The sequence below is a fragment of the Rhizobium lusitanum genome (assembly GCF_014189535.1).
In the GTDB taxonomy this organism is placed as follows: Bacteria; Pseudomonadota; Alphaproteobacteria; order Rhizobiales; family Rhizobiaceae; genus Rhizobium; species Rhizobium lusitanum_C.
The window spans coordinates 2,386,732-2,412,702 of sequence record NZ_CP050308.1 but is presented as its reverse complement, the minus strand read 5'-3'; the positions used below and the strand labels follow the sequence as shown (position 1 = coordinate 2,412,702).

Sequence of the window (25,971 nt, the reverse complement as noted above, 5' to 3'; positions counted from 1 at the left end):
GCGAAATGACGATCTTGGTTTCTGGGGGCGCCGGCTTCATCGGCGGGAATTTTGTTCTCGATTGGTTAAGTCACTTCGATGAGGCTGTGATCAATCTCGACAAGCTGACCTATGCCGGCAATCTGGATACGCTAAAGGGCCTGACCGGCAATAATCGTCATGTTTTCGTTCATGGCGATATCGGCGACCGCGATCTGATCGGCAATCTGCTGGCCACGCACAAGCCTCGCGCCGTCCTCAATTTTGCCGCTGAAAGTCATGTCGACCGTTCCATTCATGGCCCCGGCGAGTTCATTCAGACGAATATCGTCGGCACCTTCAACCTGCTGGAATCGGTTCGTGGCTACTGGGACGGTTTGCCGGACGGCGAGAAGCAGGCGTTCCGCTTCCTGCATGTCTCGACCGACGAGGTCTATGGCACGCTCTCCAAGGATGAGGCGCCGTTCAACGAGCTCCATCAATATGAGCCGAACAGCCCTTATTCCGCGAGCAAGGCGGCGTCCGACCATCTGGTGCGCGCCTGGCATCACACCTACGGCCTGCCGGTTCTGACCACGAATTGCAGCAACAATTACGGTCCTTATCATTTTCCCGAGAAGCTGATCCCGCTGGTGATCCTGAACGCGCTTTCGGGCAAGAGCCTGCCGATCTATGGCGACGGTCAGCAGATCCGCGATTGGCTCTATGTCAAGGATCACTGCAGCGCCATTCGCCGTGTGCTTCAATCCGGCAAGGTCGGCGAGACCTACAATGTCGGTGGTTGGAACGAGAAGCCCAATCTGGATGTGGTGCATACCATCTGCGCCATCCTCGACGATCTGAGGCCGAAGGCCGGCGGTAGCCGTTACAAGGACCAGATCTCCTTCGTGAAGGACAGGCCCGGTCATGATCGCCGCTATGCGATCGATGCGCGCAAGCTCGAGCGCGAGTTGGGCTGGAAGCCGGAGGAAACGTTCGAGACCGGCATTCGCAAGACGATCGAGTGGTATCTCGCCAATGAGGATTGGGTGAAGAATGTCACCAGCGGCGCCTATCGCGAATGGGTGGGCAAGCAGTATGAGGTTCAGGCGTGAGTTCGGTCCTGGTCACCGGCGCCAACGGGCAAGTCGGCTTCGAATTGCAGCGTTCTCTCGCACCATTGGGTAACGTAGTAGCAGTCACGCGCGCCGAGATGGATTTGGCGAATGAGGCAAGCATTCTCTCGGTCCTTGAGGAACATAAGCCAAGCATCATTGTGAACCCCGCAGCCTACACTGCCGTCGATCGCGCCGAGAGCGAAAGAGAGCAGGCAATGGCGGTGAATGCGGCGGCGCCAGGTGTGCTGGCACGCTGGGCTGCGGATCGCGGCGCCTATCTCGTGCATTATTCGACCGACTATGTCTTCGACGGTACCAAGGCCGATGCCTATGTCGAGACCGATCCGGTCAACCCGCAGTCGGTCTATGGCGAAAGCAAGTGGCTGGGCGAAAAGGCGGTGCGTTCTTCCGGCGCTGGTCACGTCATCCTGCGGACAAGCTGGGTCTATGGCCATCATGGCAACAATTTCCTCAAGACCATCCTGCGCCTTGCGCAGGAGCGCAACTCCCTGAACATTGTCGCCGATCAGATCGGCGCACCGACATCTGCGGCGCTGATCGCCGACGTTACGCGTGGCGTCGTCGAATTTGTCAGCCGCTCGGAGGGACCGGATGTCTCCGGCACCTACCATCTGAGCGCGCAGGGCAACACGTCCTGGTATGGTTACGCGGAGCAGATCGTCCGCGAGGCATTGACGAAGAATTTCACTCTTGCGCTTCAACTTGATGCTCTCAAGCCTATCACGACCGCCGACTATCCGACGCCGGCGAAGCGTCCGCAAAATTCAAGATTGAACTGCGCCAAGCTCATGGATTGCTTTGACTTGCCTCTTCCTGCATGGCAGGAGGGCGTGAATGACGTCATTGGCAGACTTGCACCCGCCGCGCATTGAAATGCGCAAGGTTTGTTTAAATTATCGGTTGCAGCTGACGAGCTAAGCGGCTGTAAAACGAAATAAAGACGAGACGCTAGACTATGACCAAAGCACGTAAAGGTATCATCCTCGCAGGCGGATCCGGCACACGCCTCTATCCGGCGACCCTTGCGGTCAGCAAGCAGCTTCTGCCGATCTACGACAAGCCGATGATTTACTATCCGCTGACGACTTTGATGCTGGCCGGCATCCGTGAAGTTCTGATTATTTCGACACCGCAGGATACGCCTCGCTTCGAGCAGTTGCTGAAGGACGGAAGTCAGTGGGGCATGAAGCTTGAGTATGCGGTGCAACCGAGCCCGGATGGGCTTGCGCAGGCATTTCTCATCGGCGAGGAATTCCTCGATGGCGCGCCGTCAGCCTTAGTACTGGGCGACAATATCTTCTACGGGCACGATTTCGCCAAGCTCCTCCATCAGGCGAGCGACAAGGAAAATGGCGCTACGGTCTTTGCCTATCATGTGCATGATCCGCACCGTTACGGCGTGGTCGAATTCGACGCGCAGGGCCGCGCGGTCAGCCTTGAGGAAAAGCCGACAGTCCCGAAGAGCAATTATGCTGTCACCGGGCTTTATTTCTATGACGCCGATGTTGTCGATGTCGCAAAATCGATCCGTCCTTCGCCACGCGGCGAATTGGAAATAACCGATGTCAACGCGCATTACCTCAATGCCGGGCGGCTGGATGTGCAAACGATGGGCCGGGGCTATGCCTGGCTCGACACTGGCACGCATGAATCGATGCTGGAGGCGAGCCATTACATTGCTACGATCGAAAGCCGACAGGGGTTGAAAGTCGCCTGCCCCGAGGAAATTGCCTATCGGAGCCATTGGATCGACGCTTCCCAGGTGGAGGCGCTGGCCGAGCCGCTGAAGAAGAACGCCTATGGGCAGTATCTTCTGGGAATTCTGCGCGAACAGATATTTTAACGGCGCACTCGGTCGAGTTGCGTGGAGCTGGCCTGTCGAATGCCGGCAGCGTGAAGCAGGAAAGACACATGAAAGCCATCGATACCGCCATACCGGACGTCAAGATCATCGAACCAGCCGTGTTCGCCGATGACCGCGGATTTTTCCTTGAGAGTTTCAACCAGGCTAAGTTCGAAGCGGCGATTGGGCGAAGCGCAGCCTTCGTACAGGACAATCACAGCCGGTCGGGCAAGGGCGTTTTGCGCGGCCTGCACTATCAGTTGCCGCCGCATGCGCAGGCCAAGCTCGTCCGGGTCGTGGTCGGCGAAGTCTATGATGTCGCCGTCGACATCAGGCGGTCGTCTCTGACATTCGGTCAGTGGGTCGGTGTTCTCCTGTCGGAGGAGAACAAGCGCCAGCTTTGGATCCCGGAAGGCTTTGCCCATGGCTTCCTGACGCTGAGCGACCGCGTCGAATTCCTCTACAAGACCACCAACTACTACGCCCCCGCGAGTGACCGCGGGATCCGCTGGGACGACCCGAAGATCGGCATTGACTGGAAAACCGCCGAAGCGCTCACGCTCTCCGCCAAGGATCAGCAGCAGCCGTTGCTGGTGGATGCTGAGGTATTTGATTGATATCGGCTCGATGTCAGACCCGGTTGTAGTCGTCGCTGAGCCGGATGATATCGTTCTCGTCGAGGAGCTCGCCATATTGAATCTCGATGAAAACGAGCGGCGCGTCGCCGGTGCATGAAGCCCGGTGCGTCGCCTTCAGCGGAATATCGACGGTATGCCCGAGCTGCAGGACGTGTTCCATTCCGTCGATCTCGGCAATGCCATGCCCTGAAACGGCGGTCCAACGCTCCGAACGATGGTTGTGATATTGCAACGACAGCCGCTCGCCGGGGTTCACCACGATGCGTTTGACGACGTGGCGATCACCGATATCGAGCACATGCCATCTGCCCCAAGGGCGCTGATCATTGTCGCCAATCTTATAACAGCTTCCAGATTTCAACGAAACTTCCTTTGCAAAATCTCGATCGACCGCCGCACGACCAAAAATTATGCGCGGGATTAGTTCACCGATGCTGGCAGAGCAAGGTTTTTTTGGCCGATGCCGGCAAAGAGCCTTCTTTGCGCGCTCCTGTCCAACCTGCTTCGGCATTCTTGTTTAGCTCGGGTAGCTTTTGCAGGCTCAGCAATGCCCTAGGTGACGCCGCGCTCGCTTTTCGATACAGGGATGGCATGCGCGTTCTACATTTCTTCAAAACATATTGGCCTGACACATTCGGCGGCGTTGAGCGGACGATCCATGCGATCGCCAAGGGCACCGCCAAATATGGCGTGGAGTCAGATGTCCTATCGCTCAGCGAAACACCGGTGGAAAACAGCATCGAATTCGATGGTCATATGGCTCACAAGGCCAAGCTCGATTTTGAATTCGCCTCCACCGGCTTTTCGCGCGAGGTGTTCGGACGTTTTCGGGAGTTGAGCCAGAAGGCCGACATCGTCCACTATCACTTTCCGTGGCCGGTAATGGACATCGTTCATCTCACCGTTCCTCCCGGCAAGCCGACGGTCGTCACCTATCATTCCGACATCGTGAAGCAGAAGGTTTTACTGCAGTTTTACAAGCCGTTGATGTTTCGATTTCTGAAAAGCGTCGACCGCATTGTCGCGACATCTCCCAATTATCTCTTGTCGAGCGATGTCCTGGAAAGGTTCAAATCCAAGACAACCGTTATCCCGTTGGGCCTGGATGAAGCAGACTATCCGAAAGCGGATGAAGTGACGCTCGCTCGTTGGCGCGACAAGCTTCCCAATCGCTTTCTCTTATTCGTCGGCGTCCTGCGGTATTACAAGGGGGTCCATATCCTGCTGGAAGCCGCGAAACGCAATGGCCTCGATATCGTGATCGTCGGCAGTGGGCCGATGGAGGCGGAACTGAAGCAGGCCGCTGGGCAAAATCCGCACAATATCCATTTTCTCGGATCCTTGTCAGACAGCGACAAGATTGCTCTGCTCGAGATGTGTGCAGGGTTTGCGTTTCCCTCGCATCTTCGCTCTGAGGCCTTCGGGCTTTCTCTTGTCGAAGCGTCAATGTTCGGCAAACCGATGATTTCATGCGAAATCGGCACGGGGACCAGTTTCGTCAATCTGGATAAGCAGACGGGGTTCGTGGTGCCGCCGAACGATGTCGATGCTCTGTCGAATGCAATGAAATCCCTCTGGGACAACGAGCAGAAGGCTGCTGCACTGGGTGCCGCGGCGCGTGATCGCTATCTTGCATGTTTCACGGCGGAGAAGATGTGCTCGGCCTATAGTCGCCTCTATGGCGAATTGACGGGCTCCCGTGCGGGCTGAGCCTGGAAAACGCTGTCCATGTCATGGCTCTTTCCTGTTCGACTGTTGACGTATGCTTGGACATCGCCACGATATAGCCATCTCGGTATTTGAATGAGTACTGCGAGCTTCATCGGTTCACCCTTCGGAGAATAGACAAGCAATGGTTGGGCAGTGGAGCTTAACGAGCTTCGATTTCTCCAATCTGTTGTAAATTGCTCGCGCATACAGCAAGAGATTAGGGTGCGGATTTTCTGCAATTGGTCTTGCGCCGTTGAGGGGGCGCATCCAGGACGAATTGCTGATGGTCGTTGTCATTAGGCCCCATACGAGCTAAATGGCGCTAGAAATTGATGGCCAAGTATGGTGCGCGCTCGGCGGCGTTCTGCGAACTTGGTGTACCTGCATGAAATGAATGCGGTAATAATTGGAGATGGAACTTGGCGAAGAAAGCATTAGTAACGGGTATCACGGGTCAGGACGGCGCCTATCTTGCAGAACTTCTGCTGAAGAATGGCTACGAGGTTCATGGGCTTGCACGTCGCTCCAGCACCGCGGATGTCAATCTTACTCGCCTGCAATGGCTGGGTATCGAGCGTGACGTCCACATTGTCGACGGCGACCTCCTGGATCTTTCCGGTCTTATCAGAACGGTCAAGGACGTGAAGCCGGACGAAGTCTATAACCTTGGGGCTCAATCCTTCGTCAAATCGTCGTGGCAGCAACCGCTGCTGACCGGTCAGGTGACGGCCCTTGGTGTGACGAATGTCCTGGAGGCGGTCCGCATAGAAAGACCTGAGGCTCGTTTTTATCAGGCTTCGTCCTCTGAAATGTACGGGCTCATTCAGGAGCCGATGCAGTCGGAAGAAACGCCTTTCTATCCGCGTTCGCCCTATGCGGTTGCCAAGCTCTACGGTCATTGGATCACCATCAACTATCGTGAGAGCTTCGGGCTGCATGCATCCAGCGGCATTCTCTTCAACCACGAATCTCCGCTTCGCGGCATTGAATTCGTTACCCGCAAGGTGACGGACGCCGTCGCACGCATCAAGCTTGGTATGGCAAAGGAGCTGCGGCTCGGGAATATCGATGCCAAGCGCGATTGGGGCCATTCGAAAGACTATGTCCGCGCCATGTGGATGATGTTGCAGGAGGACGTTGCCGACGATTATGTGATCGCGACTGGCCGCACGACCACCGTCCGCGACATGTGTGCTATTGCTTTCAAGCATGCTGGTTTGACGATGGACGATCATCTCGTGATCGATCCTGAGCTCTTCCGTCCGGCGGAAGTGGATGTGCTGCTCGGCAATCCGGAGAAGGCTCGGAAAAAATTCGGATGGGAGCCCAAAATCGGCCTTGAGGAGATGATCGTCGAAATGGTCGAGGCCGATCTTCAACGATTGACGAAGTAAACCTTCCGGCCGAATGACGAGACACTCCCATGCCGAGAGAACACCGTATTCTCATTACTGGCGCCAGCGGCTTTGTCGGGGCGTGGCTGCAGCGTGAATTGCACGAGCGGCGGCTGAAACAGGATCCTGACCTGGTGGTTTTGACCGCCGGTCAGGGAGATGCGTCGGACTGGAAGACAGATATCACAGATCGGGATCAGGTGACGGCCCTGATCCGTGATTGCCGCCCAACGGCAATCATTCATCTCGCCGCAATCGCAGCCCCTGCGGATGCCCGCAAGATGCCGCAGCGAGCCTGGGGTGTGAATTTTCAAGGTACCATGAATCTCGCCTACGCCACGATGGAGCTTGCGCCCGAATCGCGCTTCATCTTCGTGGGCAGTTCCGAAGCCTATGGTGCTTCGTTCATCGACGCGGCAAACGCGCCGGTAATGGAGAGCGCCGCCCTCAAGCCGATGAATGTGTATGGCGCAACGAAAGCGGCGGCAGACGTGCTCATCGGGCAGCTTGCCTATGATGGATTGAAATCTATCCGCTTCCGTCCGTTCAACCACACGGGACCCGGCCAGACGGATGCTTATGTTGTCTCTGCTTTCGCCAAGCAACTTGCGGAAATTTCGGTGGGTGCCAAAACTCCTCGCATCAGTGTCGGAAATCTCTCTGCCTTCCGTGATTTTCTTGACGTGCGAGACGTTGTGCGTGCCTATGCCGACGCTGCTCTGATCGAGGATGTGTCGGATATGCTCGGCGGCGTCTTCAATCTATCTTCGGGCCGCTCCGTGCAGATTCAGTCGATACTCGACAGGCTGATCGCGGTTTCGGGATTGGACGTGGAAGTCGAGATCGATGCGCAACGGCTGCGCGGGCCCGAAATCGTGGCGGCCTCAGGCGACAACAGGGCGGCTTTGGCGTCCTTTGGCTGGAAGCCGGAAATAGAATTAAGCCGTACACTTGGCGATGTTCTTGAAGATTGGAAGATCCGGGTTGCGCGTCGATAATATTATCGGTTCCATGCCGGATCTTATGCCGGAAATATCGGAGAGATAACATTTGCTAAATAGCGTTTGGAAATACAGACATTTTATTCTCGCCTCGATCAAGGGCGAATTGCGCGGACGATTCGCCCGGTCGCGATTGGGTGCGCTGTGGTTCATCCTTCATCCGCTGGCGCAGGCATTGATATTTTCGATCGTCTTATCGGAAGTCATGCGGGCAAAAATGCCGAATATGACCAGTCCGGCCGCCTATCCAATCTATCTTTTGTCGGGTATGGCCGCATGGGGTCTGTTCAGCGAGATCTTGACGCGGAGCATGACCGTTTTCATCGATCAAGCTCAAGCGTTGAAGAAGATTTCGTTTCCCCGGCTTTGCCTGCCCATCATCGTTTGGGGTAGTGCGATGATCAATCACCTTCTCTTGCTGTGCGCCATCGCCGTCATTTTTCTTTTCTTCGGCCATTATCCAGGCTTTGCCTGGTTCTATCTGATACCCGGCATGCTGATGATTTCAGTGGTCGCATTCGGGATTGGCGTATTTCTCGGCGTGCTGAACGTTTTTGCTCGTGATGTCGCCCAGTTCATGACTGTGGTGATGCAGCTGTGGTTCTGGTTTACGCCGATCGTATATGTTACGTCCGCCGTGCCGGAGAGGTTTCAGCAGATTCTGCGTTTCAATCCGATGATGCCGCTGGTCACTCTCTATCAGAATGCCCTACTTCTAGATCAGGGGCCCTCTTGGAGCGGCCTCTGGCCTGCCATTGCGCTGGGCGCACTGATGGTTTTGCTATCATTTGTTGTATTTCGTCGTGCCAGTGCCGATCTTGTGGATGCGCTTTGATGACTTCAATACTCACGGTTGACCACGTCAGCAAACGATACCCGACTTATCGAAGCAACCTGCAAAGGTTCGCAAACTGGTTCGGGGCCTCGTTCACTCCTGTCTCGGAATTCTGGGCCAGTCGCGATATTTCGTTTGAGGTAGGCGCTGGAGAAGCTGTAGCCCTGATTGGTCAAAACGGCGCAGGCAAGAGCACCTTGTTGAAGATCGTTACCGGAACAGTACGGCCGACCAGCGGGAGCGTTCACGTTTCCGGCCGTATCAGCGCCATCCTGGAATTGGGACTCGGCTTCAATCCCGAATTCACCGGTCGACAGAACGTCTACCAGGCCGGTGGTCTGATGGGATTTTCGCAACAGGAATTAAGCGAACTTATGCCGGCTATCGAAGCTTTCGCAGAGATCGGCGATTTCTTCGATCAACCGGTGCGCGTTTATTCCAGTGGCATGCAGGCGCGACTGGCCTTTGCACTTGCGACTGCCAAGAGGCCGGACATTCTGATTGTTGATGAAGTGCTTTCAGTCGGAGACAGCTATTTTCAGCATAAGAGCTTTGACCGCATCAGGCAGTTCAAGGCGGAAGGCACGGCAATCCTCCTCGTCACACATGGCCTTGGAGACGTCAAAGCGCTTTGTGAACGCGTGATCCTGCTGGACAAGGGCGCGATTGTAAAAGATGGCCCACCCGACGAAGTGGTAGATTATTATAATGCGATGGTCGCTGAGCGTGAAAACAGCAATTTGACCATACAGCAGAAGCGCAATAGTGATGGATGGTTGCACACGCAATCGGGTACCTATGAAGCCCGTGTCGAGACGCTTGAGCTATTGGATCAGCATACGCTGCAACCGGTAAATACTGCTCGTGTCGGCCAACACCTTCTGTTGCGTCTCGAGGCTAAAGCGTATGCGGATATTCCCAAACTTGTTCTGGGCTATATGCTTCGCGACCGAACTGGCCATGTCATTTGGGGTACAAATACCTGGCATACCAGGCAGGTTGTCGAAAACGTCACCTCGGGAGAGAAAATAGTCTACGAACTACCTTTCACCTGTACACTCGGTCCTGGCTCCTATTCGTTTTCGCCGGCACTGGTGAATTCCGACACCCACCTCGACAAGAACTACGAGTGGCAGGATAATGCCATGGTCTTTGACGTAGTAAACGCGGGGCAGTTCATGTTCATTGGGAGCAGTTGGCTGGATGCGACGTTTCGCATTGCAAGGGTAGGCTAAGCTAATCGTGTTCACCTCCTATGCGCAGAACTTCGAGGATGTCGTTCTTTGGCGAGCTTTGAAGCACGTTGAGAACGGCTTCTACATCGATATAGGCGCTCAGGATCCTGTTGTTTATTCGGTTAGCCGTGCATTCTATGAAAATGGTTGGCGTGGTATTCATGCAGAAGCCACGACATATTATGCGGAGCAGCTACGTCGAGATCGACCGGATGAATTGGTTGTACAGGCCGCAATTGGCACCGGCGACGGCCCCCTGCGGTTTTTCGAGATCCCGGAGACCGGATTAAATACCAGCAGCTACGACATAGCGATGAAGCATCAAGCCGCAGGCCATAGGGTAATTGAAACCGAGGTCCAGCTTATCCCCTTGTCGGCTGTTTTAGCACGTGCGGGAGGCCGCGAGGTTCATTGGCTTAAGGTGGATGTTGAGGGCATGGAAGCGTCCGTCGTCGATAGCTGGGCATCGTCGCCCATACGACCTTGGATTGTTGTACTGGAAAGCACTCTGCCCAATTCGCAGGAAACGAACTATGAGGTATGGGAGCCTAAGCTGTTAAGCTTGGGGTACCGATTTGTATATTTCGATGGGCTAAGCCGTTTTTATGTCAGCGAACGGCATCCTGAGTTACTCCAGTCTTTCGGACCTGGCCCAAATGTATTTGATGATTCTGCTCTCAGTGAGCACACGCCTTATGCCTCTCGTCTTCGGCACCAGCTTACAGAGCAACGTATTCAGGCGGAAAAGGGCGCCGCCGAACAAACTTTGAGAGTGGACCGCCTCCAACAGACTGTCGGAGAAAAAGAACAGCAAATAGAGGCCCTGGAGAATGTCATCTGGAATGCCGGCCTTCAGGAAAACGCTGTTCGCGAAGAGCTGCATCGCACCTATAGTAGTTTTTCGTGGCGGTTTACGCACCCGTTTCGCGTGGGGGCTTCATTGCTGTCTAATGCGAAAAGATTACCACGGCTCGTCGTCGCGATTTTGCTTGAAAAGCTTATTCGTTGGCTTTCCAAGAGGCCGCAACTGAAAGACAAGTGTCTTCGGTTGGTCTATCGCTTTCCAGGGATGAGAGGAAGGCTTATGGCCTTCGCAAGAGTCCGAGGATATGGCGTTCAGCCGGTTGACTGGTTGGATGACGGTCAGGAAGGACAATGGTATATCGATGCGCCCAAGGGCGCGGCGGACCAGTGGGATGTGTTTCTCCGAGATACTTCAAGATCGCAATGAAAGACTATCGTTGATGCGTCTATGGATTGACGGGCAATGTTTCCAGACCGCAAGCAGGCGGCGTGGAATCGGGCGTTATGTGCAAGAACTGATCCTTGGTATTATCGACAATTATCCCCACGTCGAACTTCTCGTTTCTCTTAACGCTGGTATGCCGCTGGAAGCGCTCGCAGCTCGTGATCATCTTCAGCAATGGATAAAGCCTGCCAATATTTCCATGTGGCATGGAGTTGCCGAAGGTGGAGAAGCGATAGATGGCTATACGGAGAAGAGGCGACTGAGCGAGGTCGCTCTGGCTTATCATGTTGCGTCGCTGAATCCCGACGTAGCGCTATCTGCAAGTCCATTCGAGGGTAGCTATGACAAGGCCGTTCCGCTCATGCCGAATGGTATATCGAAAATTCCGCTCGCATCGATCTTCTATGACGCGATACCTTATCGCTATCCTGAGCAATATCTTTCATCTCCGGCATTGCGTGCTTATTATGAGCGGCGCCTTGCCTCCTACTCAGAATTCGATTTGAATCTCTGTATTTCCGAATATTCCCGACGCGAATGTGTCGAGATCTCGAGAAATCCTCGCGCGTTCAACATGCTTGCGGGCGTATCGAGAGATTTCAGAAATGCGATGGAGCACGCCGAAACGAGAGTGCCAAGACCGACAGAGAAACCCTTTATCCTTTATGTCGGAGGCCTGGATTGGCGCAAGAACGTGAGGTCTGCCATTGAGGCATTCGCGCAGTTACCGGCAGATTTGCAAGAGCAATACAGTTTTGTGCTGGCCGGTGATCACCCGCAATCGCTATTGCGAGACGAACAAGAGAGATGGAAGAAGCTGGGGCTGCCGGAACAGAGTTTCGTGGCTATTGGCCATGTGACGGACAGCCAGCTCGTGGCGCTCTACAAGGAGACGGATCTCGCCATTCAACCTTCGCTATTGGAGGGGTTTGGTTTGACCGCGCTGGAAGCAATGACATGCGGCACGCCTGTCATTGCGTCGAACACTGGCGCCCTGCCTGAAGTCATCGGAGATAGAGAGTTCCTTTTCAATCCAGCAGATGTCAAGGATATAGCGCGAGTAATGAAGCGGGCACTTGGCGATCGCCAAGCGACGAAGGCCACGGCAGAAAGACAGCGCAATCGTGCCGCGGCATTCAGTTGGGCGAAATCGGCTGCTATTGCCGTTGCTGCGCTGAAAGATGCCATGGTCCGCGCGGCGGAGAGCGGCAAGATCGAAGCGGTCTCGGCGATCCAATATGCGGCTTTGCAGCGACTTGGAAATATGGATCTTCCGGCGGATTTCATCGCGCAGACATTTGCACGTTCGGAGTTAGCCAAATCCAGCGGACCACGCCTGATCGTTGATGCGACATCAACATATCGCGTGGACCACAAGACTGGGATTCAGCGTGTCGTCAAGAATATTTGTGCCAATCTCGAGATGCTGCAGGGTGACGACGTCGAACGGATAGTCGCATATAGCGATTCTCTCGACGGTTGGTTTGCCATTCCGAAGACGCTGGAGAAACCCAGCACCGCAATTAGCTTCACGGAAGATATTCGGCTGGAATTTTCCCCGAATGACCGCATTTTGATGCTCGATAGCTCCTGGGAGTTCTATAGGCATCACTACAAAACGTTGCGCGCTGCCCGCTTGAGGGGAGCTATCGTCATTTCATGTCTCTATGACACGATCCCGTTAAGATTCCCGGGTTTCTGCGACCCTGGCATGCCCCCCACATTCTCGAACTGGTTTCAGGCGGCCCTATCCTATTCGAATGCATTTATCTGCATCTCAAAGGCTGTTGCCGACGAATTAATTGCAATATTCGAAGCCATCCAGTTTCCAAGGGAGATGAAGATAGGCTTTTGGCATCTTGGCGCTGATTTTGCCAAGGCGGCCATCTCTGTGGACATCCCGCCCGTTCGCCGAAATGGGCGATGGAACTTCCTTATGGTCGGGACGCTCGAACCGCGCAAAGGGCACGGAGTTGCCCTGGAGGCTTTCGATAGGTTGTGGGACGAGGGTATAGATATTGGGCTGACAATCGTCGGGAAGCCCGGCTGGGAGGGCGAGCATTTCGTTCGGCGAATTGAGCAGCATCGCGAATATGGAAAGCGTCTGATCTGGCTCAACGGCATTTCGGATGAAAAACTACAGAAAGCCTATGGCGATAGCGATGCCCTGATCGCCGCCTCGTATGCTGAGGGTTTCGGCCTTCCAATTGTCGAGGCTGCGCATTTTGGAAAAGCCGTGATTGCAAGCGATATTCCCGTTTTCCGCGAAGTCACCGCAAGTGGCCAGAATTGCTATTTCTTTACCGTCGGTTCGCCAACATCACTCGTAGAGACGATCCGCTCGTTCCTTGAAACAGGAAAGAATGGCATCGAAACCCTGCCTTTGATAGGAAGGGTCAATGGAGGGATAAGCTGGAAGGAAAGTGCCGAAGAATTGCAGAGAGTCGTGCTTACTGATGATTGGTATCGGATGTACCGGCCGCAGTCGAACAAGACCTACGTTCCGATAAGTGATATAGGCATCACGAAAATGGGAGAGGTACTGACTTCCGATGAAACCCGGCACAAGATCGAGTTGGTGGAAGGGCCGATTGTCGGTGACAATGGTATGCTGAAGTACATGGTGCGTGTCGCCAATTTGTCCCCCCAATTATGGTCAAGCGTGGGCAACCCGGATGGTTCGCTGGCGGTGATGGCAAGCTATCGCATTCTGTCGAACAAGGGAGAGACGATCTTTCCGGAGAACCATAGATCCCGTATTCCATTCGTGTTGCCACCTGGCAACAGCCTATATATGTCAATCGAGATCCCTTCGGCATTCAAGAGGAAGGGCGGCGCTTTCACCGATATCGGCTTGCTCCAGGAATCGGTCGGTTGGTGGAGTAATCCGCTGCGGGTTCCCTTGTGATGGCAAGACTGCGAGATGCGGTGGCACATTGGTAGCTAGCGAATGAAAATCGGTATTGATGCGCGTAACTTGGTAACGAGCATGACCGGGATTGGACGGTACGTGCTGGAAATGAGCCGGCATCTTGCGTTTCTCGGCCATGAATTGCATTTCTACCTACCGCAGGCTCCATATGGGGATCCGAAAGATCTGCCTGCGACGAAACTGCACGTTGCGCGCTTTCCTGGCGGAATAAGGCGGATGATCTGGGCGCAGACGGAGTTGCCGCGCCGTGCGATGAAGGACGAGATCGATGTATTTTGGGGGCCGGCGCATCGCCTGCCGTTTTTTCTCGACCGCCGTATCGCACGCGTCATCACGATTCATGATCTCGTCTGGCGAGACATGGCTGCAACCATGCGATGGCAGACGTGGATGGCTGATCGATGGCTGATGAAGCCTGGGGTTGCGGTTGCCGACGAGATCGTTGCGGATTCCGCCGCGACAGCCAATGCGCTAAAGGCTCAATTTCCAGGATGCGGCGAGAAGCTTAGCGTTGTCTATCCCGGGTTAACGATCATCGGCGGAGTCGCGAACCCAAGGGATTTGTCGCAGTTTGCGATCGATCGCCCCTACATTCTCTTCGTCGGAACGCTTGAGCCCCGCAAAAATCTACTCAGGCTGCTGCAAGCCTATGCGTCCTTACCTGAAACCACGCGACAACAATTTCTGCTGGTGCTTGCCGGTGGCCAAGGTTGGAGGTTGGGTGATCTGAAACGGCATGTCGCGGAGTTGCAGATCGAATCATCTGTTCGGCTGACCGGCTATGTGCCCGATACCGACTTGGCACAGCTATACAGCCATGCACGATTTCTTGCGATGCCATCGCTTTATGAAGGCTTCGGTTTTCCGATTATAGAAGCCAATGCATTGGGGATACCAGTGCTAACGTCAAATACATCCTCCATGCCCGAGGTCGCCGGTAAAGCTGGCATTCTTGTTGATCCCAACGATGTGCAATCCATTCGCAATGGTTTGGAAAGCCTTGCGACCAATAACTTGCTTCATGCTCGGCTTGTTGAAAATGCAAGGCCAAATTCCGCTCGATTCAATTGGACGGAAAGCGCGATTCAGCTGGAGCGCATTTTTGAGAAGGCAATAGCCAAGCGCGACAATGACATGTAGCCGTGCTACGTGACAAGGAACTGCGGTAGTGGCCTTTAAAGCGTGAAATCCTTCCGGCGGCAAAAAGAGTCGACCGGTAATTCCAACCATCCTTGAGGCTAGATTCGATCATCAAAGCCGCTACGATATGGAAATGGGCACCTTATCTCTATGAGCAATACCACCACGAACGACTCGACGGCGTCGGAGGACGTCGTCAATGCCGTGCGCAATTTTCATCTCGCGGGAATGTTGGGCTGGCAGGATGTCGCGCAGCGTTACAGGCGGTCGAGGGTCGGCGCCTTCTGGTTGACGATCAACATGGGCGTGCTCATCGGTGCCATGGGTCTCGTCTTCGGTGCGATCTTCAAGTCGCCGATGTCGGAGTTCCTCCCCTTCATTTGCGTTGGCTTGATATTCTGGACCTATTTCTCGCAAACCATCAATGAGGGCTGCACAACCTTCATCTCGAACGGCGAAACGATTCTTCAGCTGCCGATCCCGTTTTTTACCTATGTGATGAGAACATGGTGGCGAAATACGATCATCGTGGCGCACAATCTCGTCATATTTCCGATTGTGCTCGCGATTTTCCTCAAATATCCGCCTTGGGAGAGCCTGCTCTTCATACCTGGATTCATCCTTGTCTCGGCGAACATCCTTTGGATCGTCACTTTCGTTGCCATTCTCTGCACACGGTATCGCGATCTTTCCCAGATTATTCAAAATATCATGCAGGTGGGCATGTATGTGACGCCGATCATGTGGATGCCGGATCACATCAGCAGCCGCGCCGGCTTTATCTTGCTCAATTTCAATCCCTTCTCCCACTTCATAGCTCTTATCCGAAATCCCCTGCTTGGCACGATGCCATCGGGTCTCAACTGGATCGTTTCGCTGGTGCTTGCCGTTGTCGGCTGGGCTGTGACGATGGTCCTCTTCAATCGCTATCGCGGCCGAATTGCGTACTGGCTCTAGGTTATCGACATCGAAAGTATTTGAAATGGCAAGTATCAATCTGGACAACGTCTCTGTCGACTTCCCGGTGTTCAATGCCCGCAGCCGTTCACTGAAGAATCGCGTTCTCAATATTGCGACGGGCGGCCGGATCGAAGCGAATTCGGAAGGGCATGTGATCATTCGTGGTCTGGAGAACGTCAATATCAGTCTGAACGATGGCGATCGCCTGGGCCTTGTCGGCCACAACGGCTCCGGCAAGACGACACTCCTGCGCGTCATGAGCGGCGTTTACCGTCCGTCCGCGGGGAAGACGTCGATTGTCGGAAAATGCACCTCGTTGATCAATATCTCGCTGGGAATTGATCCTGAAGCCGCTGGCCGTCAGAACATCAAGATTCGCGGTGCGCTTCTCGGACTCTCCAAGGGACAGCTACGTGCTCGCCAGGAAGAGATCGAAGAGTTTTCCGAGCTCGGTGACTTTCTGGACATGCCGGTGCGGACCTATTCGACAGGCATGCAGCTGCGTCTTGCCTTCTCGATTTCGACGGTGATCCAGCCGGAAATCCTAATCATGGATGAATGGCTCGCGACTGGAGATGAAGGCTTCAAGGAAAAGGCCAACAAGCGGCTGCATGAGCTCGTCAATCAGACGAAAATATTGATCATCGCAAGCCATTCCAGGGAGCTATTGCTGGAAAATTGCAACCGCCTCATCTGGCTCGATCACGGTTCCATTCGCATGGATGATAAGCCGGAAGTTGTCGCTGAAGCCTATTTCGGCTCTCATTAGAATATCAGCTTTCAGGTGGCGCTCAGCCGCTCGCAATCGGCACGACGTGAACTGCAATGTAAACTCGAGGCGTCGGCGGTATAAAATTTAACATCCTATCAATGCTGTTTTCGGCGAAATCAACCCGCTGCCGCATCTTTCCTTTCCACCTTCGACATCGCCAGCCGCTCCCCCTTCAGCCGCATGTTGCACCAGCAGGCGAAGGCGGAGCTGGCGAAGGCCAGGCTTTCGCCGATGGCAAGGCGGTTGTTGGAGTTGCTGAGCAGCGTCAGTGAGAAGAAAAACAGACAGACGGCGTAGGCGTGCCAGGCGGCACGGGGGATGATGGCGGCCTTGTAGGCGCGCCACACCGTCCGAATGAAGATGGCGAGCATGAAGGCCATGATGGCTGCGCCGAACAGGCCGTAGCGCACTAGGATTTCCAAGTAACCATTGTGCAGCAGTGTGTATTGGATATGTGAATAGCGCGTCTCGTGCCAGCGCTCGAGCCAGCGGTTGCCCCAGCCGAAGACCGGCGCGGAAGAGAAGACTTCCCAGCTGTTCGACCAGAGTTGTAGCCGCTCGTCCATCGACACCGGCGTATTGGTGGAGCCAATGGTGTTCGAAACCGCGCCGCCTAGGTCATGGCCGCCGGTGACGCTTTGCAGCATGGCGATGGTTGCCGATACGGTCGGGCCGGCGGTCTTGTCGAGATTGTGCCGCACGGTGTAGACGCCCGCGATGAGCAGGACCGCGGCGACGGCGATGACGATGGCGCCGAGCTTCAGGCGCAGATAGCTCAGAGCCACCAGCCCCAGCAGCGGCAGAGTAATGCTCAGCGCCAGCCAGACGCCTTTCGACTTGGCGCCGTAGATCGCGATGAAACAGAGCCCGACGATGAAGGGCGAGACGATATAGGCAAAGCGTGCGATCCTGCGGTCGCTCGACTTGTCCGTCAGATAATGCAGCAGCCAGAACAGCGTGAAGATCACGATCATGCCGCAGGCGACGGCGCCATGGATCTGGTTGTTCATGATCAGCGGGCGGATGGTCTCGCCGGCGAAAACCTCGCGGAAATGCTGCGTGGCGATCAACATGATCAGGACTGCGGCGAAATAGGCGGCGATGATCTTTTCGAATAGCGGTTCGTAGAGCAGGAACGCAACGCCGAGGATCGGGAAGAAGAAGGGAAAAGCGTAGAGCCAGTCGGAGGCGCCGATATCATGTTCGGGCGTCAGCCAATAGGTGATGGCGAAGCGGGTCATGACATAGGCACCCCAGCCCATGCATAGCCAGCCGATCCAATCGGTGCGAGGCCGTACCGGCGCTTTCAGATAGTAATAAAACGCGATCAACGAGAGCAGGGCGGCCGCATAGCGGTAGGCATCGCTTTCCACAAGGGTGGCGGATGCGACGAGAATCCAGAGCAGGCTTCCGAAGATCGCTACGGGCCATGTCATGATGCCCACGGGCACCTTGCCGGCTATGGTCCCGGTTGCGGGATCAGCATGCGGTTTCTTCGCGCGCAAGTCGTCCAATAGTCTCTCCGCCTTCGTCCATAGTCGATTCGTTTGGCATGCCGGAGCATCACGACAGCCAGTAGGGCTGTAAAGGGGCATGAATACGGCATTTCGGCGGTTGTGCTTCCGCGGCGCCTTTTTCTGCCCGAGGCTTGTTAATGGGCCACACCATCGCTGCGAACGACCTTCAGTGCCGTGAGGATGATGATCTTGAGATCGAAGAAAAACGAACGCCGGCGCAGATAGTCCTCGTCCAGCGCCACCTTTTGCGGGATCGGCAGCTCGTCGCGGCCGTTGACCTGCGCCCAGCCGGTCAGGCCCGGCAAGAGGACGTCGACGCCGCGCTCTGAGCGTAGCGCAATCAGGTCATGCTGGTTGAAGAGCGCCGGGCGCGGACCGACGATGCTCATTTCGCCCTTGAGGATGCACCAGAGCTGCGGCAGCTCGTCCAGGCTGGACTTGCGCAGGAAGGAGCCGATCGGCGTCAGATAGGCGCCGGCATCCTTCAGCAGATGCGTGGCGACCGCCGGTGTGTCGGTCCGCATGCTGCGAAATTTAGGCATGCGGAAGATCTGGTTTCTGCGGCCGACCCGGTCCGACCAGTAAAGAATAGGGCCGGGGGAGGTCAGCCGCACGGCGATCGCGACGATCAAGATCGGGATGGAAAAGACGACGACAGCCGCGAAGGCGGCGAGGAAGTCGAAAAGGCGTTTGGCGATCGTATAGGGCATCGTCTCTGATGGTTTTACCGGCGCTGGTTTCGCAGCGCGAATGATGGCTTCTGCGCAGTCCATGTCATATCAGGCATTTCTGCACAATCGTTCGGGGCACGAATTTTGCCGAGCCTGTCCTTCCAGGATGCCTTGTTTCTCACGGAGATAATGTGCGAAGCATGGCCCGAACGGACGCATGGGCGTCATTAAGGGACGATGGGCGCATGATCCTGGTTACGGGTGCAACGGGTTTTGTCGGGCAGGCGCTTTGTGCCGAGCTTGCCCGGCGGCGGATAGGCTATCGCCCGGTCAGCCGCGCACCGCAGCCGGGTTTCGTGGCCATGGGTACGTTCGATGATGCGACCGATTGGGCGGGAGAGCTTGCGGGCGTAGAAACCGTCGTGCATCTGGCGGCGCGCGTTCACGTCATGAACGATACCTCGTCAGATCCGCTCGCCGCCTTTCGTGCCGCCAATGTCGACACCACGGTCAATCTGGCGCGGCAGGCGGCTCGGGCCGGCGTCAAGCGCTTCATTTTCCTGAGCTCGATCAAGGTCAACGGCGAGGCGACCTTGCCAGCTCGTCCGTTCACCTCGTCCGACACGCCGCATCCGGAGGATCCTTACGGCCAGTCGAAGCGCGAGGCGGAGAAGGCGCTCCTTGCCATCGGTGCTGAGACGGGCATGGAGATCGTCGTCATTCGCCCGCCGCTCGTCTACGGGCCGGGCGTGAAGGCGAATTTCGCCAGCCTGATGAAATGGGCCGGGCGACCGTTTCCCTGGCCTTTCGGGCTCGTCACCAATCGCCGATCGCTCGTCTTCGTCGGTAATCTCGTCGATTTCATTCTGCTCTCGGCGCATCATCCGGGCGCGGTAAACCGGGTGTTCCTGATCAGCGACGGCGCCGATCTTTCCATCGGCGAATTGATCGGCAAACTTTCCTCTGCAATGGGGAGGAGAGCCCTGTTGCTACCTATCCCGCCACGCCTGCTGGAAGGGTTGGCGGCGCTGCTCGGCCGTCGTGCGGCGGCACAGCGCCTTCTCGGGTCGTTGCAGGTCGATATCGGCGAGACGGTGGCAATCACCGGCTGGTCGCCGCCCTTTTCGGTCGAGGAGGGGCTGCGGTTGACGGTCGCTGCATCCTCCAGGGATCATTAAGCGACGCTTACAGGCTCCAGACCGCGTGACCTTCAAGCCGCGGATTGCTCTGCTCCAGCGCCGCCTTCACGTCGACCACCACGCCGTTCTCGCCCAGGAGGTTGAGAATCTCCGCCGCGCCGTCGACAAGATAGGATTTGTGCGGCACGGCAAGCACGATGGCGTCGAGTTCACCGAAATCGTCGAGCGCCGAAAGCCGCACGCCATATTCCTCCTCCGCCTCGCCATGGCTGGCCATCGGGTCGTGCACCAGCGGCTTGATGCCGAACTGGTGCAGTTCGCGGATGATGTCGGGCACGCGGCTGTTGCGGAGATCCGGCACGTTTTCCTTGAAGGTCAGGCCGAAAATGCCGATCCGGGCGCCATTGATCGGCTTTTGCGCCGTGACCAGCATCTTGATCAGCTTCTGGGCGATGAAGGCGCCCATGCCGTCATTGATGCGGCGACCGGAGAGGATGACTTCGGGGTGATAGCCGAGTTCCTCGGCCTTGGCGGTGAGGTAATAGGGATCGACGCCGATGCAATGGCCGCCGACCAGGCCGGGCGTAAACGGCAGGAAATTCCATTTCGTCCGCGCCGCCTTCAAGACATCGGCGGTGCGGATATCCATCTTTTCGAAGATGATCGACAGCTCGTTCATCAGGGCGATGTTGAGGTCGCGCTGGGTGTTTTCGATCACCTTGGCGGCTTCCGCCACCTTGATGCTGGGCGCCCTGTGGATGCCGGCCTCGACGACCGCGCCATAGACGGCGGCGATCCTCTCCAGCGTTTCCTCGTTGTCGCCGGCGACCACCTTCACAATGCGCTCGAACGTGTGCTCCTTGTCGCCGGGGTTGATCCGCTCCGGCGAATAGCCGAGATGGAAATCCTCGCCCTGGCGAAGGCCAGAGACTTCGGCGAGCACGGGGCCGCAGACGTCCTCGGTGACGCCGGGATAGACGGTCGATTCATAGACGACGATGCTGCCCTTCTTCAGAGCCTTACCGACTGCGCGCGAGGCGGAAATCATCGGGCGCAGATCCGGCTGCCGGTTGCGATCGATCGGTGTGGGAACGGCGACGATGAAGATATCGCGGTCGCGCAGATCCTCTATGTCGCTGCTGATGCGCAGCCCGCTTTCTTTCAGGCGCGCCGGCGAGATCTCGCGCGTGTCGTCTTCCCCCGCCTTCAGGGCCGCGACGCGGGACTCCTTAATATCGAAACCGACGACATCGGGAAATTTCCCGGCCAGGGCGATCGCGACGGGCAATCCAACGTAACCCAGGCCGATGACGGCAATTTTTTCGCTCAACACATTATACCTCGAACAATCGATCTGAATTAGCCCATATCCGCGCCGCATGTCAGCGCAAATCTTTGTCTTGCCGGGCTAATTCAGGTGCATGTCAGATCAATGTGAATATCAGGCTGGGGCTTTGCAATAGGCGCATCGACGGTGTGACGTTCTATGCCGCCCATCGTCTCGAGGTGGCCGAATAAAAAGGAAGTCCGACGTGTTTACTGCTCGTTCCTCCCATGGAGATCGTAAATCATGAGTAATTTCAATGCCGCCGCCGCAGATAAGCGGGCGGCCCGCTACGACCATTTCACCATCATGCTTCACTGGCTGACCGCCATTCTGGTCCTGGTTCTGTTCGCGATCGCGCAGGTCTGGGACTTTGCCGATCGTGGCACGCCGCTGCGGCTGGGGTTGATTTCGTTGCATGTCTCGCTCGGTATTCTGTTTGCCGCCGTCCTCGTCCTGCGCATCGTCTGGCGCCTGATGACGCATCGGCGCACGGCGCCCGCTGTTTCCGGACTTCAGCATGTGGCGTCGACCCTCGTGCATCTCTTGTTATACGCGCTGATGATCTCGCAGGCATCCTATGGCTTCCTGATGCGCTGGGCTTCCGCAAAAGATCCGGAATTCTTCGGTCTCTTCTCCATCCCGCCCTTTGTCATCGTCGATCCGACAATGCGCCGCCTGTTCAGCGAGCTACACAGTGCCACCGCCTGGGCAATCATCGCTATTGCCGGCATTCATGCCGTGGCCGCCCTCGTGCATCATTATGTGTTGCGTGACCGCCTGCTTGCCCGGATGATGCCAGCGCGCGGATAGATGCTGAGGCGATACCTATCGAAACTTTTTGCTCGCATGCCCATTTAGTATCCTGAGACATGTTTTCTCGGAATGCGTGGTTCCCTATGCGTAACAAATATCTCAAGCAATTATATGCCCGACGCACGGAGCTTGAATCTAAGCTCGAGCTGCATATAGCGCGCTATTGTTTTGGCGACGGAGAGGTCGAGGATGGCACCGAAGCGGATCTGAAAGAGAGGATCCGTGAGGTATCGGACGAGATCTTGGCGCTGGAGCAGGGGGCATAATAGCTAGACATCGCTTTCGTTTCCGCGTGATAAAGATCCATATTTCTGATGGATCAACACGGAGACGAGGTTTTCGATGAAGCCGAGCCTGCCCACTCTCCTGAGCATCAATGGCGGCTATGTCGATACCGCCGGTTTCCTGGCCCTGCATGGACTGTTTACTGCCCATGTCACAGGCAACTTCGTCACCTTCGCCGCCGCAATGGTGCTGGGAACGTCGGGTGCAGCGGGCAAGCTGTTGGCGCTACCGGTCTTCTGCGTCGTCGTGATCCTCGCTCGCCTCCTTGGCGGTGAATTGTCGCGGCGCAATTTGCCGGTACTGCCGGTGATCCTGATGCTGAATTTCCTCCTATTGGCGCTTGCCGCCGTCTTTGCCCTTGGTTTCGGCCCGTTTGCCAGCGGTGACGGCTGGCAGGCGATCCTGACGGGGATGACGCTGGTGTCGGCGATGGCCGTGCAGAACGCCTTGCACCGCGTCCATCTCGGCACGGCGCCGCCGACGACGATGATGACCGGGACGACGACGCAGATCATGATCGATATCGCCGATCTCTTGCGCGGGGTAGAACCCGAAGCGAAGGCTGCCGCCAAGGCGAGGCTTGGCCGGATGGGGGCGACGCTCGGCGGCTTTGTCTGTGGTTGTGCGGCGGCGGCCCTGCTTTTCATGCTGATCGGCGTGGCATGTTTCCTCGTGCCGCCGGTTCTGGCGCTGGCCGGAATTCTGTTGCATGCGAGCAGGGCGGCGGCCCGGCCTGCATAAAGATAGCGCTCGAAATCCTCGTCTTTGCTGCACTTGCGAAGCCATCGCCTTTTTATAGTCTTGCAACTCTCCCAGAGGTCTCTAACTCTACGCCTCGGATATCAAGCACGATCCTGTGTGTTTGGGCGGTACATCGTTGAGAAGGGATGGCTATGGCAGGGGAAACGGTTCTTGTGGTCGGGGGCGCCGGCTATATCGGCTCGCATACATGTCTGGATCTGGCGAATAAGGGCTTTCAGCCCATTGTCTATGACAATTTTTCCAACGGTCATCGCGAATTCGTTAAATGGGGTCCGGCCGAAGAAGGCGATATCCGCGATCGGGCGCGGCTTGACGAGGTTCTGGCGAAATACAAGCCAGCCGCCATCCTGCATTTCGCGGCGCTGATCGAGGTGGGCGAATCCGTCAAGGATCCTGTCTCCTTCTACGAAAACAACGTCATCGGCACGCTGACGCTGCTGGCGGCAGCGCAGGCGGCCGGCGTCGAAGCTTTCGTGTTTTCCTCCACCTGCGCCACCTATGGCCTGCCGCAGAGCGTGCCGCTGGACGAGAGCCACCGACAGGTGCCGATCAATCCCTATGGCCGCACCAAATATATCGTCGAGCAGGCGCTTGCCGACTACGACCAGTACAAGGGCCTGCGCTCCGTGGTGCTGCGCTATTTCAATGCCGCCGGCGCCGATTTCGAAGGGCGCATCGGCGAGTGGCACACGCCGGAAACCCACGCGATCCCGCTGGCGATCGACGCGGCGCTTGGCCGCCGCCAGGGCTTCAAGGTCTTCGGCAGCGACTACGACACGCGCGACGGCACCTGCGTGCGCGACTATATCCATGTCCTCGATCTCGCGGATGCGCATGTCCGGGCGGTGGAATACCTGCTCAGGGGCGGCGAGTCCGTCGCGCTGAACCTTGGCACCGGCACCGGCACGACGGTCAAGGAACTGCTGGGAGCGATCGAAACCGTATCGGAACGGCCGTTCCCGGTCGAATATGTCGGCCGCCGCGAGGGCGATTCGACCACACTGGTTGCCAACAATGACAAGGCCCGCGATATCCTTGGCTGGTCGCCGCAATATGATCTGTCGCGCATCATCGAATCCGCCTGGAACTGGCATGCCAAATCCAACCAGCATTGAGCGGCCCGCCTTGGGCAAGCGCCCGAACGTATTGCTGATATCGGCCGATCAGTGGCGAGGCGATTGCCTCTCCGCTGTCGGCCATGCCAGCGTGAAGACGCCGAATGTCGACGCTCTGGCGCGTGACGGCGTACTGTTTGCCCGGCATTTCGCCGGCACAGCACCCTGCTCGCCGGCGCGGGCGACGCTTTATACCGGCCTCTACCAGATGAACCATCGCGTCTGCCGCAATGGGTCGCCTCTGGATGCCCGGTTTGACAATCTGGCACTTGCCGCCCGGCGCGGCGGCTATGATCCGACGCTGTTCGGCTATACCGATACGGCGCCTGATCCGCGCAGCATGGATCCGAACGATCCGCATCTGACCACCTATGAGGGCGTGCTTCCAGGCTTCAGCGCCCGCCAGCTCCTGCCTGAGCATGAGAAGCAGTGGCTTTCCTGGCTGCGCTCGCGCGGTCATGCGGGGGCGACGAGCCGCGATATCCATATCCCCGTCGGAGCGAAGCCCGGCGAAATTTCCGATGACGCGCCCGCCTATTCCAGGGACGAGACGCAGACGGCCTTTCTGGCCGGCGAATTCATCCGCTGGCTCGGCGAACAGGAGGCGCCCTGGTTCGCGCATGTCTCGTTTCTGAGGCCGCATCCGCCGTTTTCCGTGCCGGAGCCCTATAACCGCATGTTTTCCGCAAACGATGGGCCGGATTTTGCGCGTGCGGCCGATCGCGAAGCGGAGCAGGCGACACATCCTTTTCTTGCCTTTGCCCTACCACTGATCGGTAAAGCCAGCTTCATTCATGGCGGTGAAGGATCCGCGAGCGACTGGACATCAGAGGATCTCTCGGCGATCCGCGCTATCTATTACGGCATGATCGCCGAGGTGGATGCACAGCTCGGACGGATCTGGCAGGCGCTCAAGGATGCGGGTGCCTGGGATGATACGCTGATCATCTTCACCTCCGACCATGCCGAAATGATGGGCGACCACTGGATGCTCGGCAAGGGTGGCTTTTTCGACGGTAGCTATCATGTGCCGCTGGTCATCCGCGATCCTGGCCATCCGGCAGGCGCGGGCCGGCAGGTGGAGCGCTTCACCAGCGCCGCCGATATTTTTCCGACGCTGTGCGATAGGCTCGGCCTCGTGCCCGACAATCACCTCGACGGCGAGACGCTGGTGCCCTTCCTGGAGGGCAAAGAGCCGGTGGGTTGGCGCGATGCGGCATTCTGGGAATTCGATTTTCGCGATATCGCCGGCGGCGAATCGGAGCGGCATTTCGGGTTGAAGTCCAACGCCTGCAATCTCGCTGTCATCAGGGACGAGCGCTTCAAATACGTACACTTTGCCGGCCTGCCGCCGCTGCTCTACGATCTGGCGAAGGATCCGATGGAGTTGACCAACGTCGCTGGTGACGCCGACTATGCGGCGGTTCGGCTGGACTATGCCGAAAAGCTGTTGTCGCTCAGGGCACAACACCTCGACCAGACGCTTGCCTATACCGAGCTGACGGAAAAAGGGCCGGTTTCGTACCGGCCCTGATC

24 protein-coding genes are annotated in these 25,971 nt (G+C 56.7%); 20 read left to right on the top strand and 4 right to left on the bottom strand.

Annotated elements, in window-relative coordinates; translation table 11 throughout:
• Nucleotides 1-5: 5 nt before the first annotated feature.
• The 4 genes from rfbB (at nucleotide 6) to rfbC (ending at nucleotide 3,557) form a co-directional block, all read left to right on the top strand.
• Complete coding sequence (rfbB, locus tag HB780_RS25335) at nucleotides 6-1,073, top strand: dTDP-glucose 4,6-dehydratase (RefSeq protein WP_183690175.1); 1,068 nt, start codon at nucleotides 6-8, stop codon at nucleotides 1,071-1,073.
• Nucleotides 1,070-1,969 (top strand): dTDP-4-dehydrorhamnose reductase, encoded by a 900-nt coding sequence (gene rfbD / locus HB780_RS25330; protein ID WP_183690173.1) that lies wholly within the window; start codon nucleotides 1,070-1,072, stop codon nucleotides 1,967-1,969. Before rfbB ends, rfbD begins: the two co-directional genes overlap by 4 nt.
• An 83-nt stretch (nucleotides 1,970-2,052) precedes the next feature.
• Nucleotides 2,053-2,940, top strand: a complete 888-nt coding sequence (gene rfbA, locus HB780_RS25325; protein ID WP_183690171.1) for a glucose-1-phosphate thymidylyltransferase RfbA — start codon at nucleotides 2,053-2,055, stop codon at nucleotides 2,938-2,940.
• A 68-nt stretch (nucleotides 2,941-3,008) separates the two neighbouring features.
• Entirely contained in the window at nucleotides 3,009-3,557 is a 549-nt protein-coding gene (rfbC, locus tag HB780_RS25320) for a dTDP-4-dehydrorhamnose 3,5-epimerase (RefSeq protein ID WP_183690169.1), read from the top strand.
• Between the two features lie 13 nt (nucleotides 3,558-3,570).
• Here the strand turns inward: rfbC and HB780_RS25315 are convergent, their stop codons facing one another.
• Complete coding sequence (locus HB780_RS25315) at nucleotides 3,571-3,939, bottom strand: phosphomannose isomerase type II C-terminal cupin domain (protein WP_183690167.1); 369 nt, start codon at nucleotides 3,937-3,939, stop codon at nucleotides 3,571-3,573.
• Nucleotides 3,940-4,169: 230 nt separating this feature from the next.
• On the opposite strand from HB780_RS25315, the gene HB780_RS25310 reads away from it, so the two are divergent.
• The 10 genes from HB780_RS25310 to HB780_RS25265 all read left to right on the top strand — a co-directional run bounded on the left by HB780_RS25310 (nucleotide 4,170) and on the right by HB780_RS25265 (nucleotide 16,803).
• On the top strand, nucleotides 4,170-5,288 hold the full coding sequence (locus HB780_RS25310) for a glycosyltransferase family 4 protein (protein ID WP_183697466.1): 1,119 nt from the start codon (nucleotides 4,170-4,172) through the stop codon (nucleotides 5,286-5,288).
• A gap of 419 nt (nucleotides 5,289-5,707) precedes the next feature.
• Nucleotides 5,708-6,682, top strand: coding sequence for a GDP-mannose 4,6-dehydratase (gene gmd / locus HB780_RS25305; protein WP_183690165.1), 975 nt, complete (start codon nucleotides 5,708-5,710; stop codon nucleotides 6,680-6,682).
• A 98-nt stretch (nucleotides 6,683-6,780) separates the two neighbouring features.
• Nucleotides 6,781-7,680 carry a GDP-mannose 4,6-dehydratase gene (locus HB780_RS25300; RefSeq protein ID WP_286203068.1) on the top strand — a complete coding sequence of 300 codons (900 nt, stop codon included), beginning with the start codon at nucleotides 6,781-6,783 and terminating at the stop codon, nucleotides 7,678-7,680.
• 52 nt (nucleotides 7,681-7,732) lie between these two features.
• Nucleotides 7,733-8,518: an ABC transporter permease gene (locus tag HB780_RS25295; RefSeq protein ID WP_183690161.1), complete on the top strand. Its 786-nt coding sequence runs from the start codon at nucleotides 7,733-7,735 to the stop codon at nucleotides 8,516-8,518.
• Nucleotides 8,518-9,753, top strand: a complete 1,236-nt coding sequence (locus HB780_RS25290) for an ABC transporter ATP-binding protein (protein ID WP_183690159.1) — start codon at nucleotides 8,518-8,520, stop codon at nucleotides 9,751-9,753. The genes HB780_RS25295 and HB780_RS25290 overlap by 1 nt, the downstream gene beginning before the upstream one ends.
• 7 nt (nucleotides 9,754-9,760) lie before the next feature.
• Nucleotides 9,761-10,984: an FkbM family methyltransferase gene (locus HB780_RS25285; RefSeq protein ID WP_210334178.1), complete on the top strand. Its 1,224-nt coding sequence runs from the start codon at nucleotides 9,761-9,763 to the stop codon at nucleotides 10,982-10,984.
• A 79-nt stretch (nucleotides 10,985-11,063) separates the two neighbouring features.
• Complete coding sequence (locus HB780_RS25280) at nucleotides 11,064-13,910, top strand: glycosyltransferase family 4 protein (RefSeq protein WP_183690157.1); 2,847 nt, start codon at nucleotides 11,064-11,066, stop codon at nucleotides 13,908-13,910.
• Nucleotides 13,911-13,952: 42 nt separating this feature from the next.
• Complete coding sequence (locus HB780_RS25275) at nucleotides 13,953-15,074, top strand: glycosyltransferase family 4 protein (protein ID WP_183690155.1); 1,122 nt, start codon at nucleotides 13,953-13,955, stop codon at nucleotides 15,072-15,074.
• 150 nt (nucleotides 15,075-15,224) lie between these two features.
• A complete protein-coding gene (locus HB780_RS25270) occupies nucleotides 15,225-16,031 on the top strand; it encodes an ABC transporter permease (protein ID WP_183690153.1) in 807 nt (268 codons plus the stop codon).
• Nucleotides 16,032-16,056: 25 nt separating this feature from the next.
• Entirely contained in the window at nucleotides 16,057-16,803 is a 747-nt protein-coding gene (locus HB780_RS25265) for an ABC transporter ATP-binding protein (RefSeq protein ID WP_183690151.1), read from the top strand.
• A 119-nt stretch (nucleotides 16,804-16,922) separates the two neighbouring features.
• On the opposite strand, the gene HB780_RS25260 is transcribed toward HB780_RS25265, so the two are convergent.
• Both HB780_RS25260 and HB780_RS25255 read right to left on the bottom strand, forming a co-directional pair.
• Nucleotides 16,923-18,320 carry an O-antigen ligase family protein gene (locus tag HB780_RS25260; protein ID WP_183690149.1) on the bottom strand — a complete coding sequence of 466 codons (1,398 nt, stop codon included), beginning with the start codon at nucleotides 18,318-18,320 and terminating at the stop codon, nucleotides 16,923-16,925.
• Nucleotides 18,321-18,457: 137 nt separating this feature from the next.
• Entirely contained in the window at nucleotides 18,458-19,033 is a 576-nt protein-coding gene (locus tag HB780_RS25255) for a sugar transferase (RefSeq protein ID WP_183697461.1), read from the bottom strand.
• A gap of 206 nt (nucleotides 19,034-19,239) precedes the next feature.
• Here HB780_RS25255 and HB780_RS25250 point away from each other — a divergent pair, with 206 nt between their 5' ends.
• Complete coding sequence (locus HB780_RS25250; RefSeq protein WP_183690147.1) at nucleotides 19,240-20,172, top strand: NAD-dependent epimerase/dehydratase family protein; 933 nt, start codon at nucleotides 19,240-19,242, stop codon at nucleotides 20,170-20,172.
• A 7-nt stretch (nucleotides 20,173-20,179) separates the two neighbouring features.
• Here HB780_RS25250 and HB780_RS25245 read toward each other — a convergent pair whose 3' ends face one another.
• A complete protein-coding gene (locus HB780_RS25245; RefSeq protein WP_286203067.1) occupies nucleotides 20,180-21,466 on the bottom strand; it encodes a nucleotide sugar dehydrogenase in 1,287 nt (428 codons plus the stop codon).
• A gap of 237 nt (nucleotides 21,467-21,703) precedes the next feature.
• On the opposite strand from HB780_RS25245, the gene HB780_RS25240 reads away from it, so the two are divergent.
• The 5 genes from HB780_RS25240 (at nucleotide 21,704) to HB780_RS25225 (ending at nucleotide 25,969) form a co-directional block, all read left to right on the top strand.
• The gene (locus tag HB780_RS25240; RefSeq protein WP_183690141.1) at nucleotides 21,704-22,270 is read left to right on the top strand and encodes a cytochrome b; all 567 of its coding nucleotides are present in this window, start codon (nucleotides 21,704-21,706) and stop codon (nucleotides 22,268-22,270) included.
• A gap of 86 nt (nucleotides 22,271-22,356) precedes the next feature.
• The gene (locus tag HB780_RS33240; RefSeq protein WP_286203066.1) at nucleotides 22,357-22,539 is read left to right on the top strand and encodes a hypothetical protein; all 183 of its coding nucleotides are present in this window, start codon (nucleotides 22,357-22,359) and stop codon (nucleotides 22,537-22,539) included.
• Nucleotides 22,540-22,615: 76 nt separating this feature from the next.
• Nucleotides 22,616-23,299 (top strand): YoaK family protein, encoded by a 684-nt coding sequence (locus tag HB780_RS25235; RefSeq protein WP_183690139.1) that lies wholly within the window; start codon nucleotides 22,616-22,618, stop codon nucleotides 23,297-23,299.
• 152 nt (nucleotides 23,300-23,451) lie between these two features.
• On the top strand, nucleotides 23,452-24,435 hold the full coding sequence (gene galE, locus HB780_RS25230) for a UDP-glucose 4-epimerase GalE (protein WP_183690137.1): 984 nt from the start codon (nucleotides 23,452-23,454) through the stop codon (nucleotides 24,433-24,435).
• Nucleotides 24,413-25,969 (top strand): alkaline phosphatase family protein, encoded by a 1,557-nt coding sequence (locus HB780_RS25225; RefSeq protein ID WP_183690135.1) that lies wholly within the window; start codon nucleotides 24,413-24,415, stop codon nucleotides 25,967-25,969. The genes galE and HB780_RS25225 overlap by 23 nt, the downstream gene beginning before the upstream one ends.
• Nucleotides 25,970-25,971: the final 2 nt, after the last annotated feature.